This is a genomic window from Streptomyces zaehneri (assembly GCF_032248645.1).
Classification (GTDB): Bacteria; Actinomycetota; Actinomycetes; order Streptomycetales; family Streptomycetaceae; genus Streptomyces; species Streptomyces coriariae.
This window is the reverse complement of the sequence record NZ_JASTTJ010000009.1, coordinates 126,782-151,536: the sequence shown is the minus strand read 5'-3', so window position 1 is coordinate 151,536 and position 24,755 is coordinate 126,782. Positions and strand designations below refer to the sequence as shown.

The window sequence follows — 24,755 nt, the reverse complement described above, 5'->3', positions numbered from 1 at the left end:
CGCACCCGTGGCGCGGCGACCCCCGGCCGCCGCGCCACACAACGGCCCGGCGATGCCGGTGAGGCATTATCTGTCGTCGCAAAGTGAGAAATGGCCGGGACGCGCGATGAGTATTTCTCGGCCGACAGACGGAGCGTAATTATCGGTCACGCAACGTCGATCGCGGCATGCTACTGTCTTTATCAGTTGCAGTTGTGGTCTCCAGAAGGCTTGTTCCGACGGGGTGATCATCACGGCGACCGGGATCCGCACAGGGTGGATTCCGACACCGTTCCCGAAGGAGATTCAAAATGGCTGCTGGCACCGTGAAGTGGTTCAACGCTGAAAAGGGCTTCGGCTTCATCGAGCAGGACGGCGGCGGTCCCGACGTCTTCGCCCACTACTCGAACATCGCCGCCCAGGGCTTCCGCGAGCTCCAGGAGGGCCAGAAGGTGACGTTCGACATCGCCCAGGGCCAGAAAGGCCCGACGGCCGAGAACATCGTCCCCGCCTGACCCAGGCTGACGCGGACACAATAATTTCGCAGCTGGGGCCCGCACCTTGGGGTGCGGGCCCCAGCTCGCTGCTTTCACGCGGATAAATCCCGCGGCGCATTTTTAGCCGTCGACCCGATTCGACGCCATCGCCTTTGGCCCGTTCTCGCGATTCTCAGCGCCGCACCAGTGCCGCGGGAATTCCTTGATACGCGCCGACGCATCAAGGAAGGTCCCATGAACTACGCACGCACGCACACCCGCAGGAACGACCGCTTCTCCGATCACCGCTCCCGGCCCGACCGCTCCGGCGCTCCCCGCCGTGGCAACGACGGCGGACGCCGACGGATCTCGCCCCAGGGCGAGTTCGCGCCGCCGAAGACGATCACTCCGGCGCTGCCCGCCGTCGAGTCGTTCGCCGAGCTGGCCATGCCGGAGACTCTGCTGGCCGCGCTGGGTCACGAGGGCGTGGCCATACCGTTCCCGATCCAGGCCGCGACCCTGCCGAACTCGCTCGCGGGCCGCGACGTACTCGGCCGCGGCCGCACCGGCTCGGGCAAGACCCTCGCCTTCGGTCTCGCGGTGCTCGCCCGCACGGCGGGCCGACGCGCCGAACCGCGACAGCCGCTCGCGCTGGTCCTCGTACCGACCCGCGAACTCGCCCAGCAGGTCACCGACGCGCTCTCGCCGTACGCCCGGTCCGTGGGGCTGCGACTGGCCACCGTGGTCGGCGGGATGTCGATCGGCCGGCAGGCCGGCGCGCTGCGCAACGGCGCGGAGGTCGTCGTGGCCACGCCGGGCCGGCTCAAGGACCTGATCGACCGGGGCGCCTGCCGACTGGACGCCGTCGACATCACGGTCCTCGACGAGGCCGACCAGATGGCCGACATGGGCTTCATGCCCCAGGTCACCGCACTGCTCGACCAGGTGCGGGCCGACGGCCAGCGGATGCTCTTCTCGGCCACCCTGGACCGCAACGTGGACCTGCTGGTCCGCCGCTACCTGGTCGACCCGGTGGTCCACTCCGTCGACCCGGTCGCGGGCGCCGTCACCACGATGGAACACCACGTCCTCCACGTGCACGGCACGGACAAGCAGCAGGCCACCACCGAGATCGCGGCACGGGACGGCCGGGTGATCATGTTCCTGGACACCAAGCACGCGGTCGACCAGCTGACCAAGCACCTGCTGCACAACGGCGTCCGCGCCGCGGCCCTGCACGGCGGCCGGTCCCAGCCGCAGCGCACCCGGACCCTGGCCCAGTTCAAGGACGGCCACGTCACGGTGCTGGTGGCGACCAACGTCGCGGCCCGGGGCATCCACGTCGACAACCTCGACCTGGTCGTCAACGTGGATCCGCCGAGCGACCCCAAGGACTACCTGCACCGCGGCGGCCGTACGGCACGGGCCGGCGAGTCCGGCAGCGTCGTCACCCTGGTCACCCCCGACCAGCGCCGCGGCATGAGCCGGCTGATGGTCTCGGCCGGCATCACCCCGCAGATCACCCAGGTGCGCTCGGGCGAGGCGGAGCTCAACCGCGTCACCGGTGCCCGGACGCCCTCCGGTGTCCCGGTCGTCATCACCGCGCCGGCCGCTGCCACGCCTCGCCGCCGCACGCCGTCGTCCTCGTCGCCCTCGTCCTCGTCCTCGTCCTCCTCGTCCCGGTCCTCCTCGTCCCGGGGCCGCCGCGGGCGGCCGAGCCGGAACCGGCCCGCCGTCAACCCGGCGGCCTGATGCCGGACCCGGTTCACCCGGCCGGAAGGCTCCCCCATCTCCGCAGGAGGCACCAGTGACATCGGTCCAGACGCACCCGGTACGGACACGGCGGCATCACGACGATTCCGGACCGCGGGTCCGTGACGACATGACCGTCGAGGTGGCCCTGTCCGTCATGGCCGGTGCCCAGGTCGATCATCTGATCCTCTGCGACGGCGACGACCAGTGCACGGGCTCGGTCACCCGCGCCCAGCTGGCCGTTCTGCGCGCCGGGGCGACGTACACGGACCGGCTCCGCCTGCGGGACGTGCTCGACCTCGACACTCCGGTCCGGCTCTCCTCGAGGCCCTGCTCCTTCTCTCTGTGAGGCAACATGCGCTGTGTCATCGCCCGGTACCCGTTCGACCTCACCAAGGACGGCGTCATGGACTCGATGAAGGGCATCCCGGCCGAACCCGTCACGGGTGAGTCCGTGACCATCGGCCGCCGCCGCTACCCCGTCAAGCAGGTGGGGGAGATCATCACCCGCCAGGACCGCCGTGACTTCACCAGCGGCGAGGTCGTCCGGGCCATGGTCCGCCTCGGCTTCACCTGCCACGACCACCCCGCCGAACCCGTACAGGTCCTGACGCCGCTCCAGAGCGCCTCGGCCCTGCTCGGCGCGCCCGGGACATGGCAGGACTGACGGTCCGAAAACCCGAAGGCACCACGGAAGCACGCGGAAGCACCCCGGAAGCACAGTGAGGGCCCTGCCGACACACGTCGGCAGGGCCCTCGCGGCGTTGCGGGAGCGCCAGCGGTATCTGCACCCCCGGAGATCTGAAATCTATTCTCGCCAGAGTAGACATTGACATGCCGCTTGGGTAGCGTTTCTTGCGTACGCACGACCAGGAACTGGTCGGTTCAGAGGAAGGACGGAAACGCATACGCCATCAGGATCGCCCGGCCCGAGGAAGCTTCCGGGTCCGGGTACCGCAAGACCATGGATTGGAAGGTGGTCCCCGGTCACGCAGCCGCGATCCACGCGCCCCCGCCCGTACGACGGGCCCGGGTAGCGAAAACAGAAGGTCGGCACAGCAGTACAGCCGGCCGATGGTGTTGAATTTCCCTCGGGGCCCTGGTGCCGTACGGCACCAGGGCCCCTCGACGCGTTGCTCAACGAGGTGAAATGACAGCAGATACCCCGCTCGGTGGTCGTCTGGAAGACGACGACTATCCCGCGTACACGATGGGTCGGGCCGCAGAGATGCTCGGCACCACTCCGGGCTTCCTCCGCGCCATCGGCGAGGCCCGGCTGATCACCCCCCTCCGCTCGGAGGGCGGACACCGCCGCTACTCCCGCTACCAGCTCCGGGTCGCCGCCCGCGCCCGCGAGCTCGTCGACAAGGGCACCCCTATCGAGGCCGCGTGCCGCATCGTCATCCTCGAGGACCAGCTCGAGGAGGCTCAGCGCATCAACGCCGAGTACCGCCGCGCCGCGAACGACACGTCCGGCAGCTCCGGCTCCAGCTGAGCGCAGGGCGTCGGGTCCGGGCGCTCGCCGCGGCGCAGAGCGCGGGCGCGCCAGCCGATGACCGTGGCGTTGACCAGCGCGCCGAACACCACGGCGACGACGGACATCGCGATGCCGTCCGGCAGCACGACGAACACGAAGCAGGCCGGAGCGGTGGCGAGCAGGGGGATGACACCTGCCATGGACTCGCCCGAGCTGTCGACGGCGCTCACCACGATCGCCCACACCAGCAGGCCCGCGCAGAGCGCCAGGTAGACCGGGGCGAAGACGTCGCCGAGGGCCTGGCCCACCCGGTGGAACAGCCGGTGAGGCGGACGTCGCGGGAAGGTTCGGCCGGATCCGGTACCGGTCACGGGATGGACTCCTGGGTTGCGGTGATCGTCGCGGTGGTCGGGGGGGGCGTAGAACGGACGGGACAGCGTTCGGACGAGGGCGTCAAGGCCCGGTGGACTGCCGTCAGAGATGGGTGCCGGACGGGTGCGGCGCAGGGCGAGCGCGGCCGTCACCGGACCTGCCACCAGAGCCGCCACGAGCAGGGCGGACGCGGGCGGCACGGCCCCGCGCACCAGCTCCGCGCCCGGCCGCACGGCGGCCTGGGCGCAGATCAGCAGGACCGGGAGCAGCCGGTCGTCGGTTCGGTCCATGGCCGGTCCAGGCCAGGCCGCGGGCGAGCGGGCCCCCTCCGGCTGAAGGCGGATTTCGTTCTCTTACCCGGGCTGCGGTTCCGCTGCCCGGGTTGCGGTTCCGCTGCCCGCGCTCGGCGCCTGCGACCGCCGAGGACGGGGGCACGGCGTTCTCGTGTCCCGCGCCGCCGTCCTCGATGTCACCGGCTGCTCGCGTGGGCGGCTCAGCCGGCCTGGGACGGCGTCTGCTTGATGCCGTCGACGATGGCCCGGTGCAGGATGGCACTGGTGTAGGTGACCGTGCCGGGCGTGATCAGGGCGTCCGTCCCGCTGAGCCGCTTCACCTGGACGGCGCGCTCACCGAGGAAGACATGGGTCTTCGTGTCGAAGATCCACTCCTCGCGCCGGCCGCTGGTCTCGTCCAGCCGCGCCACCGCCACCCCGTGCCGGCCGACCGCGTCCACCGCGTCGTTCACGACCACGACACCGGGGATCTTCGCGGCGGCCTTGAACAGTGCCGAGTACAGCTCCGCCGGCGGGTAGCTCTGGGTGAGCAGGTCGCCGATGGTGGTGAAGGCCTGCTGGTCCGGGGTGTTCCCCTGGCCCCCGGTCTCCTTGTAGATCTTGGCGAGCAGCTCGTCGGGGTCGGTGGTCAGCTTGGTCAGGTAGTCGTACGACGGGGCGCCCAGGTGCGCCTTCGGGGTGTTGCCCTGCTCGTCGGGGAGGCTCAGGGTCTCGCCCTCGGGGCTGTCGTTGACGGCGGGGTCGATCAGCCAGCCCTTGGTGCCGTCCGGGGATTCCCACAGCTGACGGGTGTGCAGCTGGTGACTGGCCAGGGTGGTCTTGTCGTCGACGGTCTTCAGGAAGGTGTCGGCCGACTTGGACTCGATGTAGATGTACTGACCGGGCTTGACCACCGGGTGGTCGTCCTCGGCGGCGGCCAGCGAGATCTGGTCGAGCAGTTGGGGCAGGCCCTTGGTGGTGGCGACGCCGACGGTCGTGGTGAGGGCCGGTCCGGTGGCGACACCGCCGTCCCTGACCCCCTCACCCTCGGTCCTCGCCAACCCGACGACGACCACCCCGGCGAGCGCGGCGGCCAGCAAGGGCAACGTGATCGCCGGGCGCGGCAGCCGCAGCCGCCGGACGCCGCCCGGGGCTGCCGCCGCCGGACGCTCTTCCCGTCGCTCTTCCTGTCGCGCTTCGTGGATCTGGGCCATCAGACGCTCCTTGTGGAACTGGTGACGGCCCGGCGGCAGGTCACGCGCCGTCCGGGTGAAGAGCTGTGCGCTCTCCTCCCCCTCGGCCGGACTCTGCCGGGACGTGTTCGCGTTCATCGGTTTCCTCCCTGCGCGGGCCGGACCACGTTGGTGTGATCGCCTCTTGTCTGTCGACCGGTGCGACCGCCTTCCCGATTTCCGCGGACTTTCTCGGAAGTCCGGTCGGAAGTCCGGTCGGAAGTCCGGTCGGGCGCCGGGTGACGGGCCGGGCGGCGGGCCGGTTCGTCCGCGGTGAGCGCCCGCAGTTTCTTGCGGGCCCGGGAGAGACGGGAGGCGACGGTGCCGACCGGGATTCCCAGGGCTTCGGCCGCGGCCTCGTAGTCCAGCCCCTCCCCCAGACAGAGCGCCACGACCTCGCGCTCCGGTCTGCGCAGACCGGCCAGGGCGGTGAGGGCCGTCGCTAGCCGCCGCCGGTCGTCGATCCGGTCGGCGACCTCGTCGGCGTGGTCGGGCACGGACAGTTCGGCGGCCGCGGCGGCGCCGGCCGCCGCCCGGTACCGCCGGTTGCTGCGGTACTGGTTGCGGGCGGTGTTGGTGGCGATGCCCAGCAGCCAGGGCCGCAGGGAGCCGCCCTCGGGATCGACCCGGTCGCGCAGCCGCCACGCCTCCATGAAGGTCGCGGCCATCACGTCCTCGGCGGTCGACCAGTCGGCGGTCAGCCGGAAGGCATGGTTGTAGACGGCGCGGGAGTAGTCGTCGAACAACTCCGCGAACGCGCTCGACTCCCCGGCCCGTACCCGGGTACGCATTTGAGTGCTCACGTCACTGAGCTGTCCGGCACACGACACCGACTTCCCGTGACCTGCGCCACACTCGCCCCACCGGCCCGCACCGGACCCGGCGTCGAGGGTCGCACGCGGGCGCCGTCACTTCCGGCGGTGCTCGGCGGTGGTCCTCAGGTCGTGGAGCCAGGCTTCGAGACCCGCGCCGAGTGCCGCGGTCGCGGTGGGGACGTCGGCCTCGACCTGGGCGCCGGTCCAGGTCTCCTCGGTGTGGACGCGGACGCCGCCCTCGACCTCGGTGAAGGTCCACAGGTGAACGCCCTCGTCGATACGCAGGCCCTGGCCGATCGCGGGTCCGCTCCACAGGACGCAGGCCCCGCGCTGGAGTTGCCTTGCTCTGAAGGCCTGGTGGGCCGGATGGCGGGTCGGCCGGATGGCGGGTGAGCCGGATGGCAGGTGGGCCGGATGGCGGGTCGGCCGGTGGGTCGGTTGACCGGTGGATCGGTTGGCATGGGGCGCTTGGGGCGTGGGGCGCTTGGGGCGTGGGGCTTGTGCTGAGAAGCACGGGGTGCGGGTGCGGGTGCGGGTGCGGGTGCGAGCGCCCCGTTCACGGGTGGAGGACGACCTTGCCCGCGACCGTTCCGGACTCGGCCAGACGGAGCGCGTCGGCGACGTCGGCGAGCGGGAGCCGGGCCGCGATCCGGGGTGTCACGTCACCGCGCTGGAGGGCAGCGAACACCTCGGTGAGGTCGGTCCGCAGCCGGGCCCGGAAGCGGTTCCTGGCCAGGGCGCGGCCGGCCCAGACGTTGAAGAAGTAGGCGCGGCGGCGGTTGGGCAGCGCGTTCCACAGCCACAGCCGGCCGAACAGCTTCAGCACGGGCCACTGCTTGGACCCCTCGTCGTCCCGGGTGGAGGCGGTGCCGTACGAGACGAGCGTGCCGCCGGGGGCGAGGAGGCGCCAGGAGTCGACGATGCCCCGGCCGCCGACGTGGTCGAAGACGGCGTCCACGCCACCGGGGGCGAGTTCACGGATCCGCGCGGCCAGGTGGGCGGTGCGGTAGTCGACGGGCGTGATTCCCTGCTGCCGCAGGGCGTCGTGGTGGCGGGTGGACGCCGTGCCGATCACCCGCACGCCGGCGGCCCGGGCCAGCTGGACCAGGACCGAGCCGACGCCACCGTTGGCGCCGTGCACGACGATGGTGCCGCCCGCGCGGACCCGCGCCTTGCGGTGCAGCATCTGCCAGGCGGTGATGCCGTTGACCACCAGGGTCTCCGCCTCCGCCGCGTCGATCCCGGCGGGCACCGGCACCACGTCGGCGGCGTCGACGAGGACATGACTGGCCCAGCCGCCGACCTTGAGCAGGGCGGCCACCCGGGTGCCGGCCAGGTCGGGCTCGACGCCGTCGCCGGTCGTCAGCACCGTGCCGACCAGGTCGTAGCCGGGGACGAAGGGGAACGGCGGCTGGTCGTAGTAGCGGCCGCGGCGCATCTGCTGCTCGGCGAAGGAGACCCCGGTCGCCTCCATCCGGATCAGTACCTGTCCGGCGCCCGGAGTGGGGACGGCTCCGTGCCGGATCCGCAGCCCTTCCGGCTCGACCTTGCCCGGCAGGACGACCTCGACGAGTCCCTCGGCGCTCATGACAACCTCCAGTGAGTGTTACCTCTGCTTGCGTTCGTTAGAAGTTGTAACGCAGGTTGAAGGGGGGTGTCAATAACGTTCGTGATAGCCTCTAACTGAATCTTGAAGCTGTAGTAGCGAGTGCGTGCGATCCGGAGACCGCAAGGCCTCAAGCCCGCGAGCCCTCGAGACCCGGAGACCGCAGGACCCAGAGACCTTGAGAGCGGAGAGGTGGCCGCAGGCCATGGCGGAGACGGGTACGACGACCCCGCGCGAGCGCTATCGCGCCCAGGTACGGGCGGAGATCAAGGAGCGCGCGTGGGAACAGATCGCCACGGCGGGAGCGTCCGCGCTCTCCCTCAACGCGATCGCCAGGCAGATGGGGATGAGCGGACCCGCGCTGTACCGGTACTTCGCCGGCCGCGACGAGCTGATCACCGAGCTCGTCCGCGACGCGTACCGAAGCCTCGCCGACGCCTTCCGCGCCGCCTCGGCCGCGGGCAGCGGCCTGACCGGACTGGCACACACGCTGCGCGACTGGGCCCTGGACGACCCCCAGCGGTACTTCCTCGTCTACGGCACGCCCGTCCCGGGCTACCACGCGCCGGACGACGTCACCACGATCGCGTCCGAGATCATGACGGCCCTGCTCGACGCCTGCGCCGACCTGCCCGCCGACGGCCCGCCGACCCGGCTCGCCGCCCACCTCGAAGGCCTCGGCGACCAGTGGACGAACGGCCACGCCGCCCCGCCCGCCGCCCTCCACCGGGCCCTGACCTGCTGGACCCGCCTGCACGGCGTGCTGTCCCTCGAACTGGCGGGCCACTTCAACGGAATGGGCTTCGACCCCACCCTGCTCTTCGCAGCCGAACTCGACTCCCTGACCGGCCCGTCGGCGAACTGAGGGGCGCCCGCGAGGCCGAACGCCTCGAAGCCCCGCCTCGACGACCCGTGGCCGGGGATCGTCTACATATGGCGGGGATCGGTGGCGAGGAGGGCGGGATCCTCCGAGCGCAGCCGGAACTTGGCGTGCACGCCCAGGCTGTCGCGGGCGGCTACGTAGAACTCGTCGCGCTTCTCCTGGAACTCACGGAACGCCTTCATCCAGTCGTCCGGTGTGCCGGGGCGCATGTCGCGGACGAACTGTTCCAGGACCCAGGCGTGGCGCTGAAGCGCTCTGGCCGCCGAGATGGTCTCCGCGTCGCCCATGAGGAGGACGGCCTCGAAGGCGTAGCCACGCTCCAGTTCGGCTTCCGCCATCAGCTCCAGACCGGCTTCCTCGGCGAGCGGCTGAGGAAGATGGAAAAGGCCCTTCCCCGCCGCCAGCCGACCCGCCAGCGAAGTGAACCGCTTCACCGCGTCGGCATAGCGGAGATAGCACTCCAGACGGTGTTCGTCCCACCTCGTGGTGAGCTGGCGCCGCCATCGGGCCCGCTCCATCAGGGCCCCACCGACGTACGAGGCCGCCGCCCCGACCAGCACACCGATCAAGGTGAAAAACTGTCCCGACATACCCGCCCCCGCAGATCACTTGACCTCACCCGGGACCCTACTTGCGGTGCCTCACCCACGTACGCGGAAGGTGCGCCCGCCCCGTCGGCATCGAATGGGGTGCCAGTTCTTCACGGCGACCACTGTGTGCGCGGTCCAGACTCAATCCCCTACACCTCGGCGCGGACGACCAATGTGCCGATGTGCCCGGGCTTCGGCGCGTCGATGATGCGGGCCTCCGCGGTCGCGAACCCGGAACGGGTGAGCAGTCGCTCCCAGACGGCGGGGCGGTAGGAGTACCGGTAGGTGAACATGGCCTTCCCCGCGAAGCCGCCCTTGTACATGCCCTGCGGGCCGTATGCGCCGGGGATCGCGGGCGGCTGCGAGAACACGAACACCCCCCCGGGGCTGAGCCGGTCCCTCACCAGGGGGAAGAGGCGCCCGGGGTCGGCGAACCAGGCCGCGCCGAAGATCGAGTAGACGGCATCGAAGGTGTCGTCGCGGGCGGCCAGCCACTCCAGAACCTCGCCGCACTCGAACGTGGCGCCGGTGTCGGCCCAGCGTTCGCTGGTCTTCTTCACCATGACCGCGGAAAGGTCGACACCGTGGGCCTCGATCCCCTGCTGCGCCAGATGTGCAAGGGCGCGGCCGGTTCCGCAGCCGATCTCCAGGACCCTGGTCGGCCTGCCCAGCAGCTCCGGCCCCGGGCCGTGTCCGGCGTACTGGGTCCAGCAGAACGCGGGCTCGGCGTCGTCCTTGAAGGCGGATTCGGCGTAGACGTCCCACAATTCGGTCTCGGCTGCGATGTCATGCGGTACGGGCACAGCTGTTCCTCCGGTCGTGGGAATGCGGGAGCCCCCGCCCTCGGGGAGCCGTAAGGGCGGGGGCACTGTAGCGAGCTCAGTGACTGTCGGGGACTTTGTCGTCACACGGCGAGCAATCAGTGCCGTCGATGGCCCACAGCTCCTCGTCGACCGGCCAGCCCCGGCTCTTGAGGAAGTCCCCGGTACGCAGACAGAGGCCGTCGCGGCGGCGCTCGACGAACGGCGCGTGGTGCTTGAACCGCCCGCCGTTGTAGGCGCGGCAGATGCCCCACCATACGGGTGTGTCGAGGATGAGCTGGTGAACGCCGATGTCGACCATCTTGCCGACGCCGAGGTGCTGATCAGGGTTCTCGATGCTCCCCATGACATACATGATGGCGTTCCCGAGGATCCGCTCGGCCATGTCGCGCACCATGGTGTGGTCCCGGAGCAGGAGCGCGACCTCGCGCTCCCACAGGCTGAGGCCGGAGTCGAAGACGTTGACGGTCAGCTCCGTGATGTGGGGAGCGACGGCGTTGAGGAGTTCCTTCGGCTCCCGCGTGCGCGTGCTCGCGGGCTGGTCGAGGGTAACGGTCATTGGCCTTCCCTTCTGGGATGTTGTGCCGTGCTGAGGAGGCCGTCCCGGGCTCAACCTGTCGATGGCCGCGGCCGGGGCGGATGTATTGCGGGTCCTTCCCGCCGTGTCTGATGGAGCACGGCAGAGAGAGGTGATCCAGGTGCGACCCCGATCCGGGGGTCGCCATGGGGGTGCGTCGGTACGGTGTTCCGCGCGAGCGCCAAGGAGGAGAACCGGGGCGGTCACGGCCGCCACTTACACGAAAGGGCGCTGGTGGCCCTCACGTCGGGTTTCCAGGCGGCTGCCGGTGGCACGAGCAGCGGCATCGGCGCGCGAGTAGGAGGTCTGTGGAGTGTGGGAGGGGGATGTCCCTGAGCTGGCGGCACCGGGTGTGCAGGTCCGCGTAGCCGGGCTGTCGCGCCAACGTGCACTCGGCGGACAGATCCTCGGTGTTGATGACCGCCGCCGTCACGAGCGACCACCGATTTTCTCGTAGTGGTCGCACAAGGCGTTGAGGACCCGGGCCAGACGCTGGGCGTATCCGAGCGTTCCACCAGTCCCATGGCCGGGCTCGGCCCGGAGCTTCCCGCGCGCTTCCCCGACACAGGCAAGGGCGCAGTAGCGGGGGACGCTGTGCTCGGCCGGCTTTCCGGCCGCCTGCTCGACCTCCGGGATGAGGATCTCCATGTGGCCGCGCGCCGCCTGGGTCAGGGTGTCCAGTTCACCGGCCGCCGGGGGCAGCGCCAGGAGGTCCGGGTCCAGCAGGATCTGCGCCGTCTCCCGCATCGCAGGGATGTCGGGCGGATCGGCCGGGGCACGCTCTGCCACAGCTGGCGCTGTGGCTGTACGGTGCGTCAAGTCGACTCCTAACCAGTCGGCCACACCCCGGGGCCCTGCCAGGCCGCCGGGGTCTTCGCGTAGTAGCTCACCCACCTTTGCGAGTTGTGCGGTGCGTTCCTACTTCGTACCGCGGTCGTTAGGCACGGAGTTGCCTTACGCTTCCAAAGCGTCCCAAACGTCCTTGGGGGTACTCGTGAACGAAGCGCTGCGCCGCGCAATGGCTCAGGCACGTTTGACCGACCGCGAACTGGCCGAACGGTGCGGTGTCGACATCAAGACGATCGGCCGGTGGATCACTCAGACAGGGCGCGTGCCCCACGCACGTCACCGGTGGATCATCTGCGAGGTGCTTGGGGAGGACGAGGCGGTGTTGTGGCCAGCAGCAGCGAAGAAGGCGATCAAAGTCGGCCCGGACCGGGAGATAGTTTCCGTGTATCCGTACCGGTCCGGCTGTCCGGCCTCCCTGTGGCGGTCGCTGATCACGAAGGCCGAGCGGGAACTGACCTTTGCCGGTTACACGAACTACTTCCTGTGGCTCGAACAGGCGCGCTTCGGCACGGCCTTGCGCCGCAAGGGAGTCCAAGGGTGCCGTGTGCGCTTCCTGGTAGGTGACCCGGACAGCGAGCTCACGCGGTCACGGGAACAGGAAGAGGGCGTCGCGCTCACACTGTCGACGCGCATCCGCGTGACGCTCGCCGAGTTGGAGAAGATCCAGAGCCAGCCGGGCATCGACGCACGGTACAGCAGCGGACATGCCCATCTCTCGGTGTTCCGCTTTGATGACGACATGATCGTCACGCCCCTGCTGACGCACAGCGTCGGACACGATGCGCCCACTCTTCATTTGCGCCGCCGCCAGGATGACGGCATGTTCGACCGCTTCGCGGCGCACGTCGAGGAACTGTGGAGGCGCGGCACACCGATATGGGAAAGGGAGATCGATGGGCAGGCGTGACTACGAGGACGACCCGAGCGCACCCAAGGCGAACAGCCTCGTACCTGCGGCCTCTGTCGTCGTCACCGACGGAGCGGGGCGCATCCTGCTCCAGTGCCGGACCGACAACGGTATGTGGGCGCTTCCCGGTGGTGCCATGAACATCGGTGAGTCCCTGCCCGACTGTGCAGTCCGGGAGACCCGCGAGGAGACGGGACTGGACGTCGAGATCGTCGGAATCGTCGGCACGTACTCCGACCCGCGGCATGTCTTCGCCTACGACGACGGCGAGGTGCGGCAGGAGTTCTCGATCTGCTTCCTGGCGCGGCCGTCGGCAGGACGGCTCGCCGTGTCCGACGAATCCACGGACGTGCGTTGGTTCGAGCCCGCGGAAGTCGACGCGCTGCCCATGGTCTCCAGCATCCGCAAGCGCGTGAACGACTGGCGGAGCGGCCGCATGCCCGCCCTTGGGTAGCCACGGCTGGTACGCCGCTCTTCGCAGTGCCGAGCTGCGGCCGGGCAGGATCGTCGGCCTGCACTGCTTGGGGTGGGGGCATCTCTCCCCGCTGTATCGAAATACCTGTGGCTCCACGGGAGTTGATCACGGCATGACTCAAGGGTCCGCACCTCGCACGCTGTCCGACGAAGCACTCTCCGAGCTGCTCGGGCGACAGCGGTTCGGCACGCTCGCCACCGTCCGGCGCACCGGGCACCCGCACCTGACCACGATGGTCTACAGCTGGGACGCGGACGCCCGGATCGTGCGGTTCTCGACGACGGCCGACCGCATCAAGGTCCAGCACCTGCGCCGCGACCCGCATGCCGCCCTGCACGTACCGGGCGACGACGTGTGGTCGTTCGCGGTCGCCGAGGGCGAGGCCGAGGTCTCCGGGGTCACGGCCGTCCCCGGTGACGCGGTCGGACGGGAGCTGCTCGGAGTGATCCCTGCTGACGCGCGGCCCGAGGACGAGGACGGGTTCCTGGAACAACAGGTCGCCGAGCGCCGGGTGGTCATCCGCCTGAAGGTGGACCGGCTGTACGGGACGGCGCTCGACATCGACGGCTAGGCACGGCCGGACATGGCCGGGCACGACAGGCACGGCCGGGCACGGACAGGCACGGCCGGAGGCAGCTGGACAACACCGTGTACGGGTGCGAGGGGAGGCCCCCGCACCCGTACCGGCCGCTTGGCTAGAGCGTCACCTTGGTGCCGCCCAGCGTCACCACCAGCTGGCCGTTCGAGGCGAAGGACCAGGCGAGGGCGCCGCCGTAGGAGGAAGCGCACCGGGATCCGTTGGCGCCGGTCCAGAACTGGTTGGTGCTGTCGGCGTCACCGACCGTCTTGTCGTTGGAGCCGCTGACGTTGTACCGGCAGGACGTGTTGGTGCGGAACACCGAGGTCCCCGCGTCCCACGAGTAGTTGCGCTCGGCGTTGTCGATGCTCAGGTTGTTCGACACGGCCATGGTGCCCGGGTTGCTGTTGTACGTGAACCCGTGATGGCCGTTGCGGTAGGCGATGCTGCGCCGGACGACGTGGTTGACGGCGATGTCGTCGCCGCCGAGCTTGTAGCCGTTGCGGTCGCCGTTGGTGTTCACGGTGCCGTCGGAGAGGGTGCCGTTGTCGTAGGAGAGGGAGTCCTCGACGGTCACCGGGCCGATGGCTCCGGTGTCGGTCTTGGTGTAGAGGTCCCAGCCGTCGTCGATGTTGTTGTGGGAGACCGCGTACCGGAAGACGTTGCCGGTTCCGGTGGTGAGCTTCGCGGCGAAGCCGTCGGCGTCCTCGCCGTCGGAGTCGGCGTTGTCGTGCGACTCGGCGGAGAGGATCAGGTTGTCGGACGGCCACTGCGCGGCGGGCGTGCTGGAGGCGATCCGGCCGAGCTGGAGCCCGGTGTCGTGGTTGTAGCGGGTGACGGTGCGCTCGATGACGTTGTGGCTGCCGCCGACGTAGATCCCGTTGTCACCGGCGTGTTCGACCACGACCCCGTGGACATGCCAGTACGAGCCGAACAGCTGGAGCCCGCGGTTCGTCGAACTCTCGCTCTGTGCAGAGAAGTTGAGGACCGGTGTCTCACCCGGGTAGGCGGACAGCGTGGTCAGCGCGCTCGCGGTGCCACTGCTGGTCGCCGGGACGGTGACCGTCGACGCCTGGGCGTACGTCCCGCCGCGCAGGTAGATCGTGCCGCCCGCGGTGACCCGGCTGATCGCCGAGGTGAGGGTGGTCGGGGCCGACTGGGTGCCGGCCGCGCTGTCCGTGCCGCTCGGTGAGACGTAGAGCGCGCCGCCGGCCGGGGGTGTGGTGCTGTCGGCGGTCGTCGCCTCCAGGTAGTCGACGTTGGGCAGGCCGGCCGCGGTGGTCGGGGTGAGCCGGACGGTGTTGCTGCCCGCGTTGAGGGACACCGTGAGCGTCTTGGTGACCCAGGTCGACCAGGCGGCGGTCGCCTCGAAGGACGGCGTCTGCACGGTCGTGCCGTTGACGACCAGGGAGGCCGGGCGGGCCGTGCCGGCGCCGTTGGCGAAGCGGACGTTCAGCGTCGCCGTGCCGGCCGCGGCCGCGTTCACGGTGAACTGGGCGTAGCCACTGGTCGCGTTGGTGCCGTTGCAGAATCCGCTGCCGGAGTAGCCGGTCCAGTCGGAGTCGATGGTGCCGGCGCAGACCGCCGGAGAGGTCTCCGCCTCGTAGCGGGTGGTGGTGGCCGCCTGGGCCGTGGTGCCGGACAGCGCTACGAGCGCTCCTGCCACCAGGCTGACGCAGGCCATGACGGATCTCAGCTGCATGATTCATCTCCAGGAACGGAACGAGTGCGGGTCGGCCGGACCAGAAAGCGCTTTCTCCCGGAAGTTAGGGGCGTGGCGTGAGCGCGTCAAGAGACGCGTACCTGTTCTCTGTTCACATCTATGGACGGAGGTGTGGTGTGTGCTCGCGTGCGCCCGATCTCCTCAAGGGATCCGTGCAGGAGCGTCACACAGACTGCACACGGTCTTTCGAACGACTCGTTAGCGTTGCCGGCCATCGGACCCCCGCGTAGGAAGACCGCAGATGGACTACTGCTCCACGTGTCGCCGGCATCTCAACGGCGCCCTGGTGTGCCCTGGATGCGGCGCCTACGCCCCGGACATCGCACCGGTCACGGTCGGCCGCGGCATCGCCCCGGCCCGGGTCGCGATGACGACACGGATATCGGCCCCGTTGCCGGATCCGACGCCTGCGGGACTCACGCCTGCGTCGACGCCGTACGCGGACACCACGTCGTACACGGACACCGCACCGTCGGCCGCCCCGTCACCCGACTCCGAGAGCGTGCCGTCCGTGCCGTCCGTGCCGTCCGTGCCGTCCGTGCCGCACGCGCCGCAAGGGCGGGCGGCCCGTCGGCGGCAGCTGGCCCGCTGGAAGAAGAACCAGCGCCGTGCCGTGGTCGCGACGGCCGTCGCCCTCGTCGGAGGCGGTCTGACCTTCGCCGCGCTGGACCGCCAGACCGGCGACCAGGCACAGGCGGCCACGGTGCCGGAGACCCCGACCACGGCGGGCGGCGAGGAACCGACCCTGGAACACAGCCTCCCGACGGTGAGCCGCTCCGGCGCGCACCGTGCCTCGCCCTCACCCGGCACCCCGTCGTCGACGAACGCCCATCCGGACGCGCCGGCCTCCGCCCCCGCCACGGTGCCGTCGATCCCCCGGCAGCGGACCGGTTCCTCGGCCGGCGGCGGAACGGCCAACGCTCCCGTCGGCACGACCGGCACCACGAACACGGCCGCCGGCACGACCGGCGCGAGTGGCGTGAGCGGACAGCAGTCATCCGGCTCCACCTCGACCGACGGCACGGAGTCGTCGACCTCGAACTCCGCCTCGGATTCGTCGACTTCGTCGTCGTCCTCTTCGTCCTCTTCGTCCTCTTCGTCGTCGTCCTCTTCGTCCTCTTCGTCGTCGAACTCCTCGTCCTCCTCCTCGACGAGCACCACCCCCGCGGGGACCTCGCCTTCGGACGTCTGTCTGCTGGGCCTGATCTGCCTCAGCTGACCGGGCCGGGCGCGACCAGGCCCGACCACGACCGGCACCGCGTCATGCACCGCACCACACCGCGCGGCGACCGGCCCCGGGGCGGGCGCGGGGGACTGAGGAGACTGGAGGGGCTGAGGAGACCCAGGAGACCCAGGAGACCCAGGAGGCCCAGGAGGCCCAGGGAACTTATCGGGGCTGCCGTTAGTTTCTACGTTGCTGTAGATCTTGTGCAGTCACTTACTCCGCCCCGACCTTCTGGAGTTCTCATGGCCCTGTGGGACCGCATCAAGGAGTCCGCGTCGACGATGCAGACCCAACTCGTGTCGAAGAAGAACGACCTCAAGAGCGGCGCCTTCCGCGACGCGAGCATGGCGATGTGTGCCCTGGTCGCGGCGGCGGACGGCACCATCGACCCCGCGGAGCGGCGCCGGGTGGCGCAGCTGATCGCCTCCAACGAGGTGCTGCAGAACTTCGACGCCACGGATCTCCAGCGGCGCTTCGACGACAACCTCAACAAGCTGACCACCGACTTCGACTTCGGCAAGGTCAGCGTTCTCCAGGAGATCGCCAAGGCGAAGAAGAAGCCGGCCGAGGCACGGGCCGTCATCCAGATCGGCATCGTGATCGGCGGCGCCGACGGCGACTTCGACAAGACCGAGCAGGCCGTCGTACGGGAGGCGTGCTTCACCCTCGACCTGCCGCCGCACGAGTTCGACCTCTGAGCTCAGCACGCTCTCGCCCCCGTCGGCGTCGCCGCGCTCGGCGAGGTGCGGCTGCGCCGCCCGGCCGGCCGGGCCGCCGGAGGGTGGTGCGGGAGAACCGTAGGGTTCTCGCGCACCACCCTCCTACCGCCGGGCCGTCAGCGACGCCGGGCCGTCAGCGCAGACGCCCGGCAGCTGAAGCCCGTCGGCCGGCGCTCCGTCAGCCGATGTCCGTCAGGCCGGTCGCCAGGCCGTTCTCGTCCCAGCCGACCTCCAGGACGCGGGTCACCGCGTCCCGGTCGATCGGCCCGAACACGTGCGGGAACAGGGTGCCTTCGGCGACTCCGGGCGGCGGACCGGGCGCGGCCGCCTCCCATGCGCAGGTCGCGGTGAGCCGGCTCTCGTCGAGCACGAGCGCCAGCAGCGGCCGGGGGCCGGTCCGGTAGAACGCGTTGACGACGGCGAGCGTGGTCGCCTCGTCGGGCGAGCAGTGGACGAATCCGTCCTCCGCGAGCGAGGCGGGCGCGTAGGGCCGCTCGGGGGCGGTGCTCCAGTCGTCGAGCGGTACGACGTGATAAATCATCATCCCGTTATACAACGGGCGTTCACCCGCCCTCGGGGAGCGCGATGATCTCGCCCTTCTCGTCGAGGGTGTGGGTGCTCCAGTAGGTGTCCCACTTGTCGCCGACCTTCTCGGGGACCTTGCCCTCCGGATAGCGGGCCCAGCCCTGCGCCGGCTCCTCGCCGTCCGGCACGCAGTCACCGCCGCTGCTGTTCACCGCCAGCACCGGGTACTCGCCGCCGCCGCAGATCGCCTCCTCGATGTCGAAGGAGCAGCCGGTCAGCGTCGTTACGGCCATGGCGGCCGCCACGGCCGCACCGGCCAGGGCGCGGCCCACTCCCACTCGGCTCCCGGTCCTGGTCCTGGTCCTGGTCCTGGCCATGATCCTGGTCCTGGCCATGGTCATGGTCCTGCGCACGGTCGGCTCCTCTGCACGGCTGGACGGCCGGCCGTCTCGACGGCCGCACCGGGTGTGCGATCAGCCTGCCGAGCTGGGGGAGTGTTCCTCTTGAGTACGGGTACTCATATGCCTGGGCCGACGTCCTCAACACGTCCCGGTGGTGCTCTCCCGCTCCCCGGCCCCGCATCCGGACCTGTGCTACCGTGATAAAAGTGGCAGTTTCGGTTACCAGAGGCTTTTGAGTGCTCTTCGACCTTCCGTCGACGGGCACTCTTTTTGTTTTTGGGGCGTTCCCGATCCTGCCGCACCCGGGTCCGCAAGGTGCGGAGTCCGGGCATTGCCCCATAGGGAGATTCAACATGGCATCTGGCACCGTGAAGTGGTTCAACTCGGAAAAGGGCTTCGGCTTCATCGAGCAGGACGGTGGCGGCGCTGACGTGTTCGCCCACTACTCGAACATCGCCACGTCCGGCTTCCGTGAGCTTCAGGAAGGCCAGAAGGTTACCTTCGACGTCACTCAGGGCCAGAAGGGCCCGCAGGCGGAGAACATCCAGCCCGCCTGAACCGCCTGACGCCGCCTGACGCTGACGCTGACGCGATCGGCTGCGCATCACGCGGACTACGTGGCCGGGGCCCGCACTCCTGAGTGCGGGCCCCGGCCCATGGCATTTTCCCCTTTCGAGGAAGGTATCGGATGAACCGCAACAGCTCCGTCCGCTCCCGTACGGACCGGCGCCAGGGCGCCCCCTCCCGTTCGGCCAAGCCCGGGCGGAGTGGACGCGGGAGTCGTCCCGCCGCGTCCGGCGGTGAATTCGCGCTGCCCGTCACCCTCACCCCGGGACTGCCGGCCGTCGAGTCGTTCGCCGAACTCGACATGCCCGAGCGGCTGCTGACCGCCCTCGGTGCCGAGGGCGTGACCACCCCGTTCCCGATCCAGGCCGCGACGCTGCCGAACTCGCTGGCCGGCCGGGACGTCCTGGGCCGTGGCCGCACCGGTTCCGGCAAGACCCTCGCCTTCGGGCTCGCGCTGCTGGCCCGTACGGCCGGACAGCGGGCCGAGCCCCGCCAGCCGCTGGCCCTGGTCCTCGTCCCCACCCGGGAACTGGCCCAGCAGGTCACCGACGCCCTCACCCCCTACGCCCGCGCGCTGCGGCTGCGGCTCGCCACGGTGGTCGGCGGTCTGTCGATCGGCCGGCAGGCAAGCGCCCTGCGCGGCGGCGCCGAGGTCGTCGTCGCCACGCCCGGCCGCCTCAAGGACCTCATCGACCGGGGCGACTGCCGGCTCGACCGGGTCGCCATCACCGTCCTCGACGAGGCCGACCAGATGGCCGACATGGGCTTCATGCCGCAGGTGACGCAGCTGCTCGACCAGGTGCTTCCCGACGGCCAGCGGATGCTCTTCTCCGCCACCCTGGACCGCAACGTCGACCGGCTGGTGCGCAACTACCTGCACGACCCCGTCGTCCACTCGGTCGACCCGTCGGCGGGCGCCGTCACCACGATGGAGCACCACGTGCTGCACGTGGAGGACGAGGACAAGCACGCCACGACGACGGAGATCGCCGCCCGCGACGGACGCGTGATCATGTTCCTGGACACCAAGCACGCGGCGGACCGGCTGGCGAAGAAGCTGCTCGCGGTCGGGGTGCGCGCCGCGTCCCTGCACGGCGGCAAGTCCCAGAACCAGCGGACCCGGACCCTGGCCCAGTTCAAGGACGGCCACGTCACGGTGCTGGTGGCGACCAACGTCGCGGCCCGCGGCATCCACGTCGACAACCTCGACCTGGTCGTCAACGTCGATCCGCCCGCCGACCACAAGGACTACCTGCACCGCGGCGGCCGTACGGCACGCGCCGGCGAGTCCGGCACCGTCGTCACGCTGGTCCTGCCCCATCAGCGCCGGGAGATGACGCGGCTGATGGCCGACGCCGGCATCACCCCGCAGACCACCCGGGTCCGCTCGGGCGAGACCGAGCTGAGCCGTATCACCGGCGCGCAGGCGCCCTCCGGCGTGCCCGTCGTCCTCGCTCCGGCGGTCACCGAGGAGCGTCCCGCGCGCTCGGCTTCCACCGCGCGCTCGCGCCGTGGCCGTCCCGCGGCCCAGGGCAACGGCCGTCCCACCGCCCAGGGCGGACGACCCACCGCCCAGGGCCGTCGCCGCTCCCCCGCCAAGGGCAACGGCAACACCGCGAACGGCCGCTGAGGCCGGGCCGGGGGCCGGCGGGGGCTCACACGCCGGCGTCCTCCGCCAGCGTGTGCGCGACCAGCGCGTTGGCGTGCCCGTGCCCCAGCCCGTGCTCGGTCTTCAGCCAGGCGACGAGCTCCATGTGCCGGGTGAGCGGCGAGGCCCGGATCAGGGTCTTCCACTCGGCGATCGGACGTCCGTACTTCTTCTCGATCGACGGGAAGTAACTCGCGGGGCCCTTCACAGCTTCAGTCATGTCCGTATGACCGGCGCCGAAGGGAGAAGTGATCGGCGCGGGGAAGTGATCCGCGTCACCTGCCTCCGGCCGTCTCGTGGCCGGCCCGCGCTCACCCGCCGCCGGCGGCGTACACGGCGTAGGGCAGCAGGATCGCGGGGAGGGTCAGCAGCCGGGGCTTGAGCGGGCGGCCCTTCGACAGGGGGCGCAGACCGTCGAAGAGGACGAGCAGCAGCGCGACGAACACCGCGAACAGGACGAGCGTGATCCGCACGAAACCGCCGTCCTCGATCTGGTCGTACGTGCAGTGGTCCAGGTCGCGGCGGCCGAGGTCCTCGTACGCGCAGTGCCCGTGGCTGAGGTACCAGCGCACGCACAGCAGGACGACGGCCGTCGGAAGGCCGATCAGCAGGTGTACCAGAAGCGGCGGCAGCCAGCCGCGCAGTACGGAGAGTGCGGTACGCATCCGGTCACCCCACCAGGGCGGGGCGGCGCGGGCTGTGGCGGAGGCCACTCCTGCGGTCACAGGCCTGTCACAGCGGTCTCGGCGCGCCGGGAACCGGGCGCTGACTGCCGGTTCGAGCGTTGACCCGGGGGCGTCGGGCGGTCAGACGGGGGCGCCGCCGAAGCCGATCTCGTTGCCGTCCGGGTCGTGGAAGGTGACCTTGCGTACGCCGTTGGCGTAGGTCTCCCGGCGGGTCGGGGTCAGACCGCGGCCGGTGATGGCGGCGACCCGGGTGTCGAGGTCGTCGACGAAGAGGGTGTTCAGGGCGTGGCCCTCGTGCCCCGGACGGTGCTCGATGTACAGGTAGCGGTGTTCGGCGAGCTCCCAGACGGCCTCAGCGTCGTTCGGGAAGAACGCCGGCGGGTCGCCGAGCAGCCGCTCGTACCAGGCGAGGGCCGCTGCGTAGTCGTTGACGGGGATGCCTGCGAAGAGGTCGACGGCCATGACCTCATCGTAGGTCGGGCGGCCCGTGGCGACCCGGCGCCGCGCAGCCGCCTCAGTCGTCCAGCACACCCCGCAACTCTCCCCGGCGCCGAATGCCCAACTTCCGGTAGGCGCTGGTCAGGTGGGTCTCCACGGTGCGGCGGGCCACGTGCAGGAGGTCCGCTATCTCGGTGTTGGTGCGGCCGTCCGCCGCGAGTTCCGCGATGCGGCGCTCGCTGCCGGTGAGGGATCCGGAGCCGGTGTGCGCGGGCGTGGTGCGGCGGCCGCCGGCGGTGCGGAGGGCCTGCTCGGCGTAGGTCAGCAGGCGGACGCTGCCCAGCCGTTCGGCCCGTTCGGCGCCCTCCCGCAGATGGTCGCGGCCCCGCCCGCGTTCACCGGCGGCGGTCAGCTGCCGGCCGTGGGCGAGGAGCGAGGCCACGAGTTCCGCCTCGGCCGGGGAGTCCCGCAGGACGGCCACCGCCTCCGCGCCCAGCTCCAGGCCCCGCCGGCCCCGGGTCGCCCGGCCCAGGACCCGCAACGCCCGTCCCGTCGTGCGCGGTGTGTTCCACACCCGGGCCAGTCGCAGTTCCTCCGCCGCCAGGGCCAGCGCCTCCTGGGGGTTGCCCAGCACCAGCCGGCACTCCGCGGCCGCCGTCCGCCACGGCGTGACGACCGGACTGTGAACGGCACGGGCGGACTGCCGCCGACCGCACTCCAGGAAGTCGTGCAGGGCGCCCGCGACATCCCCCTCCGTGAACCGCAGCACGCCCCGCGCGTACAGGAACCGGTTCAGCTCCCAGGAGTCCGGGGTGTCGCGGAGGTCGAAGGTGTCGGCCAGCCGGCGGGCCTGCGGCGTACGGCCCGTCTCGACCAGCGCGAGCAGGGTGTGCGCGTCGGCGTTGACCGGGCTGCCGCCGATGCGCCGGGCGCGGCCCGCCTCCGGGAGCGCGGCGAGCAGCGTGCCGTACGCGCCCCGCGCCGCCGCGATGTCCCACCTGGTGTCCAGCAGGGCCTGTTCCATCGGGTGCAGGAGGCTCGGATGCTGGCCGGCCAGGCCGCGTTCCACCAGGCGTTCGGCCTCGTCGAGTTCGTCGGCCCACTGGGCCACCGCCGCGGCCGTGCCGAGCAGGAACGGCTCGGCGAGGGGATCGGCGGGTTCCGTCAGGAGGGTGCGCAGCCGTCGCATCGCCTCCTGCGCCGGGAGGTCGCCCGCGGTCGCCGCGTACCGCACGAGCAGGGCCTGCCCGGACGCGCCGACGAGTTCCGGGGAGCGCTCGGCGGTTTCGGTGAGCCAGCGGTAGGCCTCCCGGCGGACCGCCTGGTCCTGGTCCGAGAGCAGCGCGGACGCGGTCTGCAGGGCCCGCGCCAGGTCGGGGTGACCGGCCAGCCTGCCCTCCAGCCGGCGCAGCACCTCCACCGCCGTACGGACCTCCCCCCGGCCCACGAGCGCGGTGCCCAGCGCGATGGCCGTACGGACCTGGTCACGGGGTTCGGCGGGCAGGTCGAGCGCCTCGGCCAGTCGTGGGATGCCCGCCGGGTTGTCCGCGGAGGCGTACTCCAGGGAGCCGAGTTCGGTGAGCAGCCGCTGCCGCAGGTCGTCGGGCAACGGCTCCTGGAGGGCACGGCGCAGGTAGCGGACGGCGTCGCCGGGGCGGGCGTCGCGCGCGGCCACGGTGGCGGCGTCGCGCAGCACGCGCAGCGCCCAGGTCAGGCCGGCAGGCGCGCTGCCCAGCAACTGCCGTGCCACGGCGTCGAGGTGGTCGCCCCGGCGCAGCATCGCCTGGGCGACCGCCCGGTGCGCGTCCTGACGGCGGGCGGTGGACCAGCCGCCGAGGACGGCGTCCCGCAGGAGCGGGTGCGCGTAGCGGGGGCGGCCGGCCCGGTCCGGTCGCAGCACGCCGAGCCGCGTCATCGCGGTGAACCACCCGGAGACACGGGCGGGGTCGGCGCCGGAGGCGTCGGCGACGAGCGCGGCGAGGGCGTCGGTGGCGGCTTCGGCGGCGGGCAGGGCTTCCTGGGCGGCTTCGGTGACGGTGTCCGTGCAGCTGTCGCTCTCGGGATCGGGGACGGGGTCGGGGAGGGGGAAGGAGAAGGAGAAGGGAACGGGGACGGTGTCGCGGGCGACGAAGCCCTCCGCCCGCTCGGCGCTCTCCGCCCGCTCGGCGCTCTCCGCCCGCTCGGCGTTCTCCACCTGCTCGGCGCTCGCCCTCCGCGCGGCCCGTACATCGCTCGCCGCCCGTTCCTCCCGTACGGCCCGTTCCGTCTGTTCCGTGCGTTCCGCCTGTTCCAGGGCCGCGAGGGTGCGGGCCACCTCCGCCGTCGCCGGGCCCGCGCTGTCCAGCCACCAGGAGACGGCAGCCGGGTAGGAACCCGGGTACAGCGCGGCGCACGTCCTCGGGACGGCCGTCGGCGGCGGGGCGCCGTCGAGGTCGTCGAGGAGGGCGTGCAGCAGCAGCGGGCTGCCCGCGCCGGCCCGCACACAGTCCGCCGTCCACCGCTCGGAGGCCGTCGGGAAGGCGGCCCGGACCAGGTCGGCCGAGGCGTTGTCGGTGAGCGGAGCGAGGGTGTGGGTGCGGACCACGGACGGGGACAGGGCGTGGGTGAGACCGGCCGGCCGCGGTTCGATGTCGTACTGACTGCGCTCGGTGGCCACCAGGAGTACCGGTAATCGGTCGATACGGCGGGCCGCCTCCACGAACCAGCGGCGCGAGGCCTCGTCGGCGAGGTGGACGTCGTCCACGGCCACCATGAGCGGCGACTCGTCGGCGTACGAACGCAGCAGCCGCCACAGCCGCGCCGCGCTCCCCCGGTCGCCGTCGCCCGGCCCGACGTCCGCGAACTCGGGTACGGAGCCGAGGAGATGGAGCACCGAGGAGAACGGCAGCGCGATGTCGTCGGGCGAGCAGCGGGCGCGCAGCACCCGCAGGCCCAGGTGGGTGGCGTGCGCGGCGGCGGCCTCCAGGACGGCGGACCGGCCGGTGCCCGTGGCCCCGCGCAGCAGAACGAGACGGCCCGCGCCGGCTCGGGCCCGCTCCGCCTCCGCCGCGAGCAGCGCGTGCGCGTCCTCGCGTTCCCGCAACGGTCCGGTCATCCCTGCCTCCTGCTGTCGGGCACATCGGACATGTCCATGTACACGTAGAGGTCGTGCGGTTCGGCACGG

General features: G+C 71.1%; 28 protein-coding genes and 1 pseudogene. 13 read left to right on the top strand and 16 right to left on the bottom strand.

The annotated features are described in order from the left end of the window. Positions 1–290: 290 nt before the first annotated feature. The 5 genes from QQM72_RS17340 (at position 291) to QQM72_RS17320 (ending at position 3,702) form a co-directional block, all read left to right on the top strand. Positions 291–494 carry a cold-shock protein gene (locus QQM72_RS17340; protein WP_020133169.1) on the top strand — a complete coding sequence of 68 codons (204 nt, stop codon included), beginning with the start codon at positions 291–293 and terminating at the stop codon, positions 492–494. Between the two features lie 216 nt (positions 495–710). Next, the gene (locus QQM72_RS17335; protein WP_314221774.1) at positions 711–2,207 is read left to right on the top strand and encodes a DEAD/DEAH box helicase; all 1,497 of its coding nucleotides are present in this window, start codon (positions 711–713) and stop codon (positions 2,205–2,207) included. Positions 2,208–2,337: 130 nt separating this feature from the next. Then, positions 2,338–2,556 (top strand): CBS domain-containing protein, encoded by a 219-nt coding sequence (locus QQM72_RS17330; RefSeq protein ID WP_314221773.1) that lies wholly within the window; start codon positions 2,338–2,340, stop codon positions 2,554–2,556. A gap of 6 nt (positions 2,557–2,562) precedes the next feature. Next, positions 2,563–2,874, top strand: a complete 312-nt coding sequence (locus tag QQM72_RS17325) for an SCO5918 family protein (RefSeq protein WP_054241958.1) — start codon at positions 2,563–2,565, stop codon at positions 2,872–2,874. 483 nt (positions 2,875–3,357) lie between these two features. After that, complete coding sequence (locus tag QQM72_RS17320; RefSeq protein ID WP_314221772.1) at positions 3,358–3,702, top strand: helix-turn-helix domain-containing protein; 345 nt, start codon at positions 3,358–3,360, stop codon at positions 3,700–3,702. Here QQM72_RS17320 and QQM72_RS17315 read toward each other — a convergent pair. The 5 genes and pseudogenes from QQM72_RS17315 to QQM72_RS17295 all read right to left on the bottom strand — a co-directional run bounded on the left by QQM72_RS17315 (position 3,636) and on the right by QQM72_RS17295 (position 7,963). Beyond that, a complete protein-coding gene (locus QQM72_RS17315) occupies positions 3,636–4,346 on the bottom strand; it encodes an SCO4225 family membrane protein (RefSeq protein ID WP_314221771.1) in 711 nt (236 codons plus the stop codon). The two genes, QQM72_RS17320 and QQM72_RS17315, sit on opposite strands and share 67 nt — an antisense overlap. Before the next feature lie 203 nt (positions 4,347–4,549). Next, positions 4,550–5,659 carry a CU044_5270 family protein gene (locus QQM72_RS17310; RefSeq protein ID WP_314221770.1) on the bottom strand — a complete coding sequence of 370 codons (1,110 nt, stop codon included), beginning with the start codon at positions 5,657–5,659 and terminating at the stop codon, positions 4,550–4,552. Then, positions 5,656–6,351 carry an RNA polymerase sigma factor gene (locus tag QQM72_RS17305; RefSeq protein ID WP_314221911.1) on the bottom strand — a complete coding sequence of 232 codons (696 nt, stop codon included), beginning with the start codon at positions 6,349–6,351 and terminating at the stop codon, positions 5,656–5,658. The genes QQM72_RS17310 and QQM72_RS17305 overlap by 4 nt, the downstream gene beginning before the upstream one ends. Before the next feature lie 117 nt (positions 6,352–6,468). Further along, positions 6,469–6,714: pseudogene (locus QQM72_RS17300) on the bottom strand (SRPBCC family protein); the annotation flags it as partial. Positions 6,715–6,931: 217 nt separating this feature from the next. Then, positions 6,932–7,963 carry a medium chain dehydrogenase/reductase family protein gene (locus QQM72_RS17295; protein WP_314221769.1) on the bottom strand — a complete coding sequence of 344 codons (1,032 nt, stop codon included), beginning with the start codon at positions 7,961–7,963 and terminating at the stop codon, positions 6,932–6,934. A 223-nt stretch (positions 7,964–8,186) separates the two neighbouring features. On the opposite strand from QQM72_RS17295, the gene QQM72_RS17290 reads away from it, so the two are divergent. Beyond that, the gene (locus QQM72_RS17290) at positions 8,187–8,846 is read left to right on the top strand and encodes a TetR/AcrR family transcriptional regulator (RefSeq protein ID WP_314221768.1); all 660 of its coding nucleotides are present in this window, start codon (positions 8,187–8,189) and stop codon (positions 8,844–8,846) included. A gap of 62 nt (positions 8,847–8,908) precedes the next feature. On the opposite strand, the gene QQM72_RS17285 is transcribed toward QQM72_RS17290, so the two are convergent. The 4 genes from QQM72_RS17285 to QQM72_RS17270 all read right to left on the bottom strand — a co-directional run bounded on the left by QQM72_RS17285 (position 8,909) and on the right by QQM72_RS17270 (position 11,641). After that, complete coding sequence (locus tag QQM72_RS17285; protein ID WP_314221767.1) at positions 8,909–9,454, bottom strand: hypothetical protein; 546 nt, start codon at positions 9,452–9,454, stop codon at positions 8,909–8,911. A gap of 149 nt (positions 9,455–9,603) precedes the next feature. Next, the gene (locus QQM72_RS17280) at positions 9,604–10,257 is read right to left on the bottom strand and encodes a class I SAM-dependent methyltransferase (RefSeq protein ID WP_314221766.1); all 654 of its coding nucleotides are present in this window, start codon (positions 10,255–10,257) and stop codon (positions 9,604–9,606) included. A 76-nt stretch (positions 10,258–10,333) separates the two neighbouring features. Continuing rightward, positions 10,334–10,834, bottom strand: coding sequence for a glycine-rich domain-containing protein (locus QQM72_RS17275; RefSeq protein WP_314221765.1), 501 nt, complete (start codon positions 10,832–10,834; stop codon positions 10,334–10,336). Between the two features lie 447 nt (positions 10,835–11,281). After that, positions 11,282–11,641, bottom strand: coding sequence for a DUF6415 family natural product biosynthesis protein (locus QQM72_RS17270; RefSeq protein ID WP_314221764.1), 360 nt, complete (start codon positions 11,639–11,641; stop codon positions 11,282–11,284). Positions 11,642–11,846: 205 nt separating this feature from the next. On the opposite strand from QQM72_RS17270, the gene QQM72_RS17265 reads away from it, so the two are divergent. From QQM72_RS17265 to QQM72_RS17255, 3 genes are all read left to right on the top strand, one after another. Continuing rightward, positions 11,847–12,608: a DUF5919 domain-containing protein gene (locus tag QQM72_RS17265; protein WP_314221763.1), complete on the top strand. Its 762-nt coding sequence runs from the start codon at positions 11,847–11,849 to the stop codon at positions 12,606–12,608. After that, the gene (locus QQM72_RS17260) at positions 12,595–13,062 is read left to right on the top strand and encodes an NUDIX domain-containing protein (RefSeq protein ID WP_314221762.1); all 468 of its coding nucleotides are present in this window, start codon (positions 12,595–12,597) and stop codon (positions 13,060–13,062) included. Before QQM72_RS17265 ends, QQM72_RS17260 begins: the two co-directional genes overlap by 14 nt. Before the next feature lie 133 nt (positions 13,063–13,195). Next, complete coding sequence (locus QQM72_RS17255) at positions 13,196–13,654, top strand: pyridoxamine 5'-phosphate oxidase family protein (protein WP_314221761.1); 459 nt, start codon at positions 13,196–13,198, stop codon at positions 13,652–13,654. Between the two features lie 124 nt (positions 13,655–13,778). Here QQM72_RS17255 and QQM72_RS17250 read toward each other — a convergent pair whose 3' ends face one another. Then, positions 13,779–15,362 (bottom strand): carbohydrate-binding protein, encoded by a 1,584-nt coding sequence (locus tag QQM72_RS17250; RefSeq protein ID WP_314221760.1) that lies wholly within the window; start codon positions 15,360–15,362, stop codon positions 13,779–13,781. Positions 15,363–15,624: 262 nt separating this feature from the next. Here QQM72_RS17250 and QQM72_RS41035 point away from each other — a divergent pair, with 262 nt between their 5' ends. Next, positions 15,625–16,602: an SCO2400 family protein gene (locus QQM72_RS41035; protein WP_449657431.1), complete on the top strand. Its 978-nt coding sequence runs from the start codon at positions 15,625–15,627 to the stop codon at positions 16,600–16,602. Between the two features lie 248 nt (positions 16,603–16,850). Next, on the top strand, positions 16,851–17,306 hold the full coding sequence (locus QQM72_RS17240) for a tellurite resistance TerB family protein (protein ID WP_020133267.1): 456 nt from the start codon (positions 16,851–16,853) through the stop codon (positions 17,304–17,306). Positions 17,307–17,505: 199 nt separating this feature from the next. Here the strand turns inward: QQM72_RS17240 and QQM72_RS17235 are convergent, their stop codons facing one another. Beyond that, positions 17,506–17,868 (bottom strand): DUF952 domain-containing protein, encoded by a 363-nt coding sequence (locus QQM72_RS17235; RefSeq protein WP_314221910.1) that lies wholly within the window; start codon positions 17,866–17,868, stop codon positions 17,506–17,508. A 22-nt stretch (positions 17,869–17,890) separates the two neighbouring features. Beyond that, positions 17,891–18,229, bottom strand: a complete 339-nt coding sequence (locus QQM72_RS17230; RefSeq protein WP_399077648.1) for an SCO0607 family lipoprotein — start codon at positions 18,227–18,229, stop codon at positions 17,891–17,893. 377 nt (positions 18,230–18,606) lie between these two features. Between QQM72_RS17230 and QQM72_RS17225 the strand changes: the two genes are divergently transcribed. Then, positions 18,607–18,810, top strand: a complete 204-nt coding sequence (locus QQM72_RS17225) for a cold-shock protein (protein WP_020133270.1) — start codon at positions 18,607–18,609, stop codon at positions 18,808–18,810. A gap of 131 nt (positions 18,811–18,941) precedes the next feature. Next, positions 18,942–20,450 carry a DEAD/DEAH box helicase gene (locus tag QQM72_RS17220; protein ID WP_314221758.1) on the top strand — a complete coding sequence of 503 codons (1,509 nt, stop codon included), beginning with the start codon at positions 18,942–18,944 and terminating at the stop codon, positions 20,448–20,450. A gap of 25 nt (positions 20,451–20,475) precedes the next feature. Here QQM72_RS17220 and QQM72_RS17215 read toward each other — a convergent pair whose 3' ends face one another. The 4 genes from QQM72_RS17215 to QQM72_RS17200 form a co-directional block, all read right to left on the bottom strand. Beyond that, positions 20,476–20,688, bottom strand: coding sequence for a DUF4287 domain-containing protein (locus QQM72_RS17215; protein ID WP_314221757.1), 213 nt, complete (start codon positions 20,686–20,688; stop codon positions 20,476–20,478). A gap of 91 nt (positions 20,689–20,779) precedes the next feature. Next, the gene (locus tag QQM72_RS17210) at positions 20,780–21,133 is read right to left on the bottom strand and encodes a hypothetical protein (protein ID WP_314221756.1); all 354 of its coding nucleotides are present in this window, start codon (positions 21,131–21,133) and stop codon (positions 20,780–20,782) included. Between the two features lie 141 nt (positions 21,134–21,274). Next, the gene (locus tag QQM72_RS17205; protein ID WP_314221755.1) at positions 21,275–21,616 is read right to left on the bottom strand and encodes a VOC family protein; all 342 of its coding nucleotides are present in this window, start codon (positions 21,614–21,616) and stop codon (positions 21,275–21,277) included. Positions 21,617–21,668: 52 nt separating this feature from the next. After that, a complete protein-coding gene (locus QQM72_RS17200) occupies positions 21,669–24,686 on the bottom strand; it encodes a helix-turn-helix transcriptional regulator (RefSeq protein WP_314221754.1) in 3,018 nt (1,005 codons plus the stop codon). Positions 24,687–24,755 lie beyond the last annotated feature (69 nt).

What these genes read in the sequence shown, in the direction of transcription:
- QQM72_RS41035 (WP_449657431.1), top strand. Translation starts at nt 15,625, where the DNA reads ATGGACTACTGCTCCACGTGTCGCCGGCATCTCAACGGCGCCCTGGTG.
- QQM72_RS17295 (WP_314221769.1), bottom strand. Translation starts at nt 7,963, where the DNA reads ATGAGCGCCGAGGGACTCGTCGAGGTCGTCCTGCCGGGCAAGGTCGAG.
- QQM72_RS17305 (WP_314221911.1), bottom strand. Translation starts at nt 6,351, where the DNA reads ATGCGTACCCGGGTACGGGCCGGGGAGTCGAGCGCGTTCGCGGAGTTG.
- QQM72_RS17325 (WP_054241958.1), top strand. Translation starts at nt 2,563, where the DNA reads ATGCGCTGTGTCATCGCCCGGTACCCGTTCGACCTCACCAAGGACGGC.
- QQM72_RS17230 (WP_399077648.1), bottom strand. Translation starts at nt 18,229, where the DNA reads ATGGCCAGGACCAGGACCAGGACCAGGACCGGGAGCCGAGTGGGAGTG.
- QQM72_RS17215 (WP_314221757.1), bottom strand. Translation starts at nt 20,688, where the DNA reads ATGACTGAAGCTGTGAAGGGCCCCGCGAGTTACTTCCCGTCGATCGAG.
- QQM72_RS17315 (WP_314221771.1), bottom strand. Translation starts at nt 4,346, where the DNA reads ATGGACCGAACCGACGACCGGCTGCTCCCGGTCCTGCTGATCTGCGCC.
- QQM72_RS17320 (WP_314221772.1), top strand. Translation starts at nt 3,358, where the DNA reads ATGACAGCAGATACCCCGCTCGGTGGTCGTCTGGAAGACGACGACTAT.
- QQM72_RS17330 (WP_314221773.1), top strand. Translation starts at nt 2,338, where the DNA reads ATGACCGTCGAGGTGGCCCTGTCCGTCATGGCCGGTGCCCAGGTCGAT.
- QQM72_RS17205 (WP_314221755.1), bottom strand. Translation starts at nt 21,616, where the DNA reads ATGGCCGTCGACCTCTTCGCAGGCATCCCCGTCAACGACTACGCAGCG.
- QQM72_RS17220 (WP_314221758.1), top strand. Translation starts at nt 18,942, where the DNA reads ATGAACCGCAACAGCTCCGTCCGCTCCCGTACGGACCGGCGCCAGGGC.
- QQM72_RS17210 (WP_314221756.1), bottom strand. Translation starts at nt 21,133, where the DNA reads ATGCGTACCGCACTCTCCGTACTGCGCGGCTGGCTGCCGCCGCTTCTG.
- QQM72_RS17250 (WP_314221760.1), bottom strand. Translation starts at nt 15,362, where the DNA reads ATGCAGCTGAGATCCGTCATGGCCTGCGTCAGCCTGGTGGCAGGAGCG.
- QQM72_RS17235 (WP_314221910.1), bottom strand. Translation starts at nt 17,868, where the DNA reads ATGATTTATCACGTCGTACCGCTCGACGACTGGAGCACCGCCCCCGAG.
- QQM72_RS17285 (WP_314221767.1), bottom strand. Translation starts at nt 9,454, where the DNA reads ATGTCGGGACAGTTTTTCACCTTGATCGGTGTGCTGGTCGGGGCGGCG.
- QQM72_RS17255 (WP_314221761.1), top strand. Translation starts at nt 13,196, where the DNA reads ATGACTCAAGGGTCCGCACCTCGCACGCTGTCCGACGAAGCACTCTCC.
- QQM72_RS17275 (WP_314221765.1), bottom strand. Translation starts at nt 10,834, where the DNA reads ATGACCGTTACCCTCGACCAGCCCGCGAGCACGCGCACGCGGGAGCCG.
- QQM72_RS17310 (WP_314221770.1), bottom strand. Translation starts at nt 5,659, where the DNA reads ATGAACGCGAACACGTCCCGGCAGAGTCCGGCCGAGGGGGAGGAGAGC.
- QQM72_RS17200 (WP_314221754.1), bottom strand. Translation starts at nt 24,686, where the DNA reads ATGACCGGACCGTTGCGGGAACGCGAGGACGCGCACGCGCTGCTCGCG.
- QQM72_RS17240 (WP_020133267.1), top strand. Translation starts at nt 16,851, where the DNA reads ATGGCCCTGTGGGACCGCATCAAGGAGTCCGCGTCGACGATGCAGACC.
- QQM72_RS17290 (WP_314221768.1), top strand. Translation starts at nt 8,187, where the DNA reads ATGGCGGAGACGGGTACGACGACCCCGCGCGAGCGCTATCGCGCCCAG.
- QQM72_RS17225 (WP_020133270.1), top strand. Translation starts at nt 18,607, where the DNA reads ATGGCATCTGGCACCGTGAAGTGGTTCAACTCGGAAAAGGGCTTCGGC.
- QQM72_RS17260 (WP_314221762.1), top strand. Translation starts at nt 12,595, where the DNA reads ATGGGCAGGCGTGACTACGAGGACGACCCGAGCGCACCCAAGGCGAAC.
- QQM72_RS17335 (WP_314221774.1), top strand. Translation starts at nt 711, where the DNA reads ATGAACTACGCACGCACGCACACCCGCAGGAACGACCGCTTCTCCGAT.
- QQM72_RS17340 (WP_020133169.1), top strand. Translation starts at nt 291, where the DNA reads ATGGCTGCTGGCACCGTGAAGTGGTTCAACGCTGAAAAGGGCTTCGGC.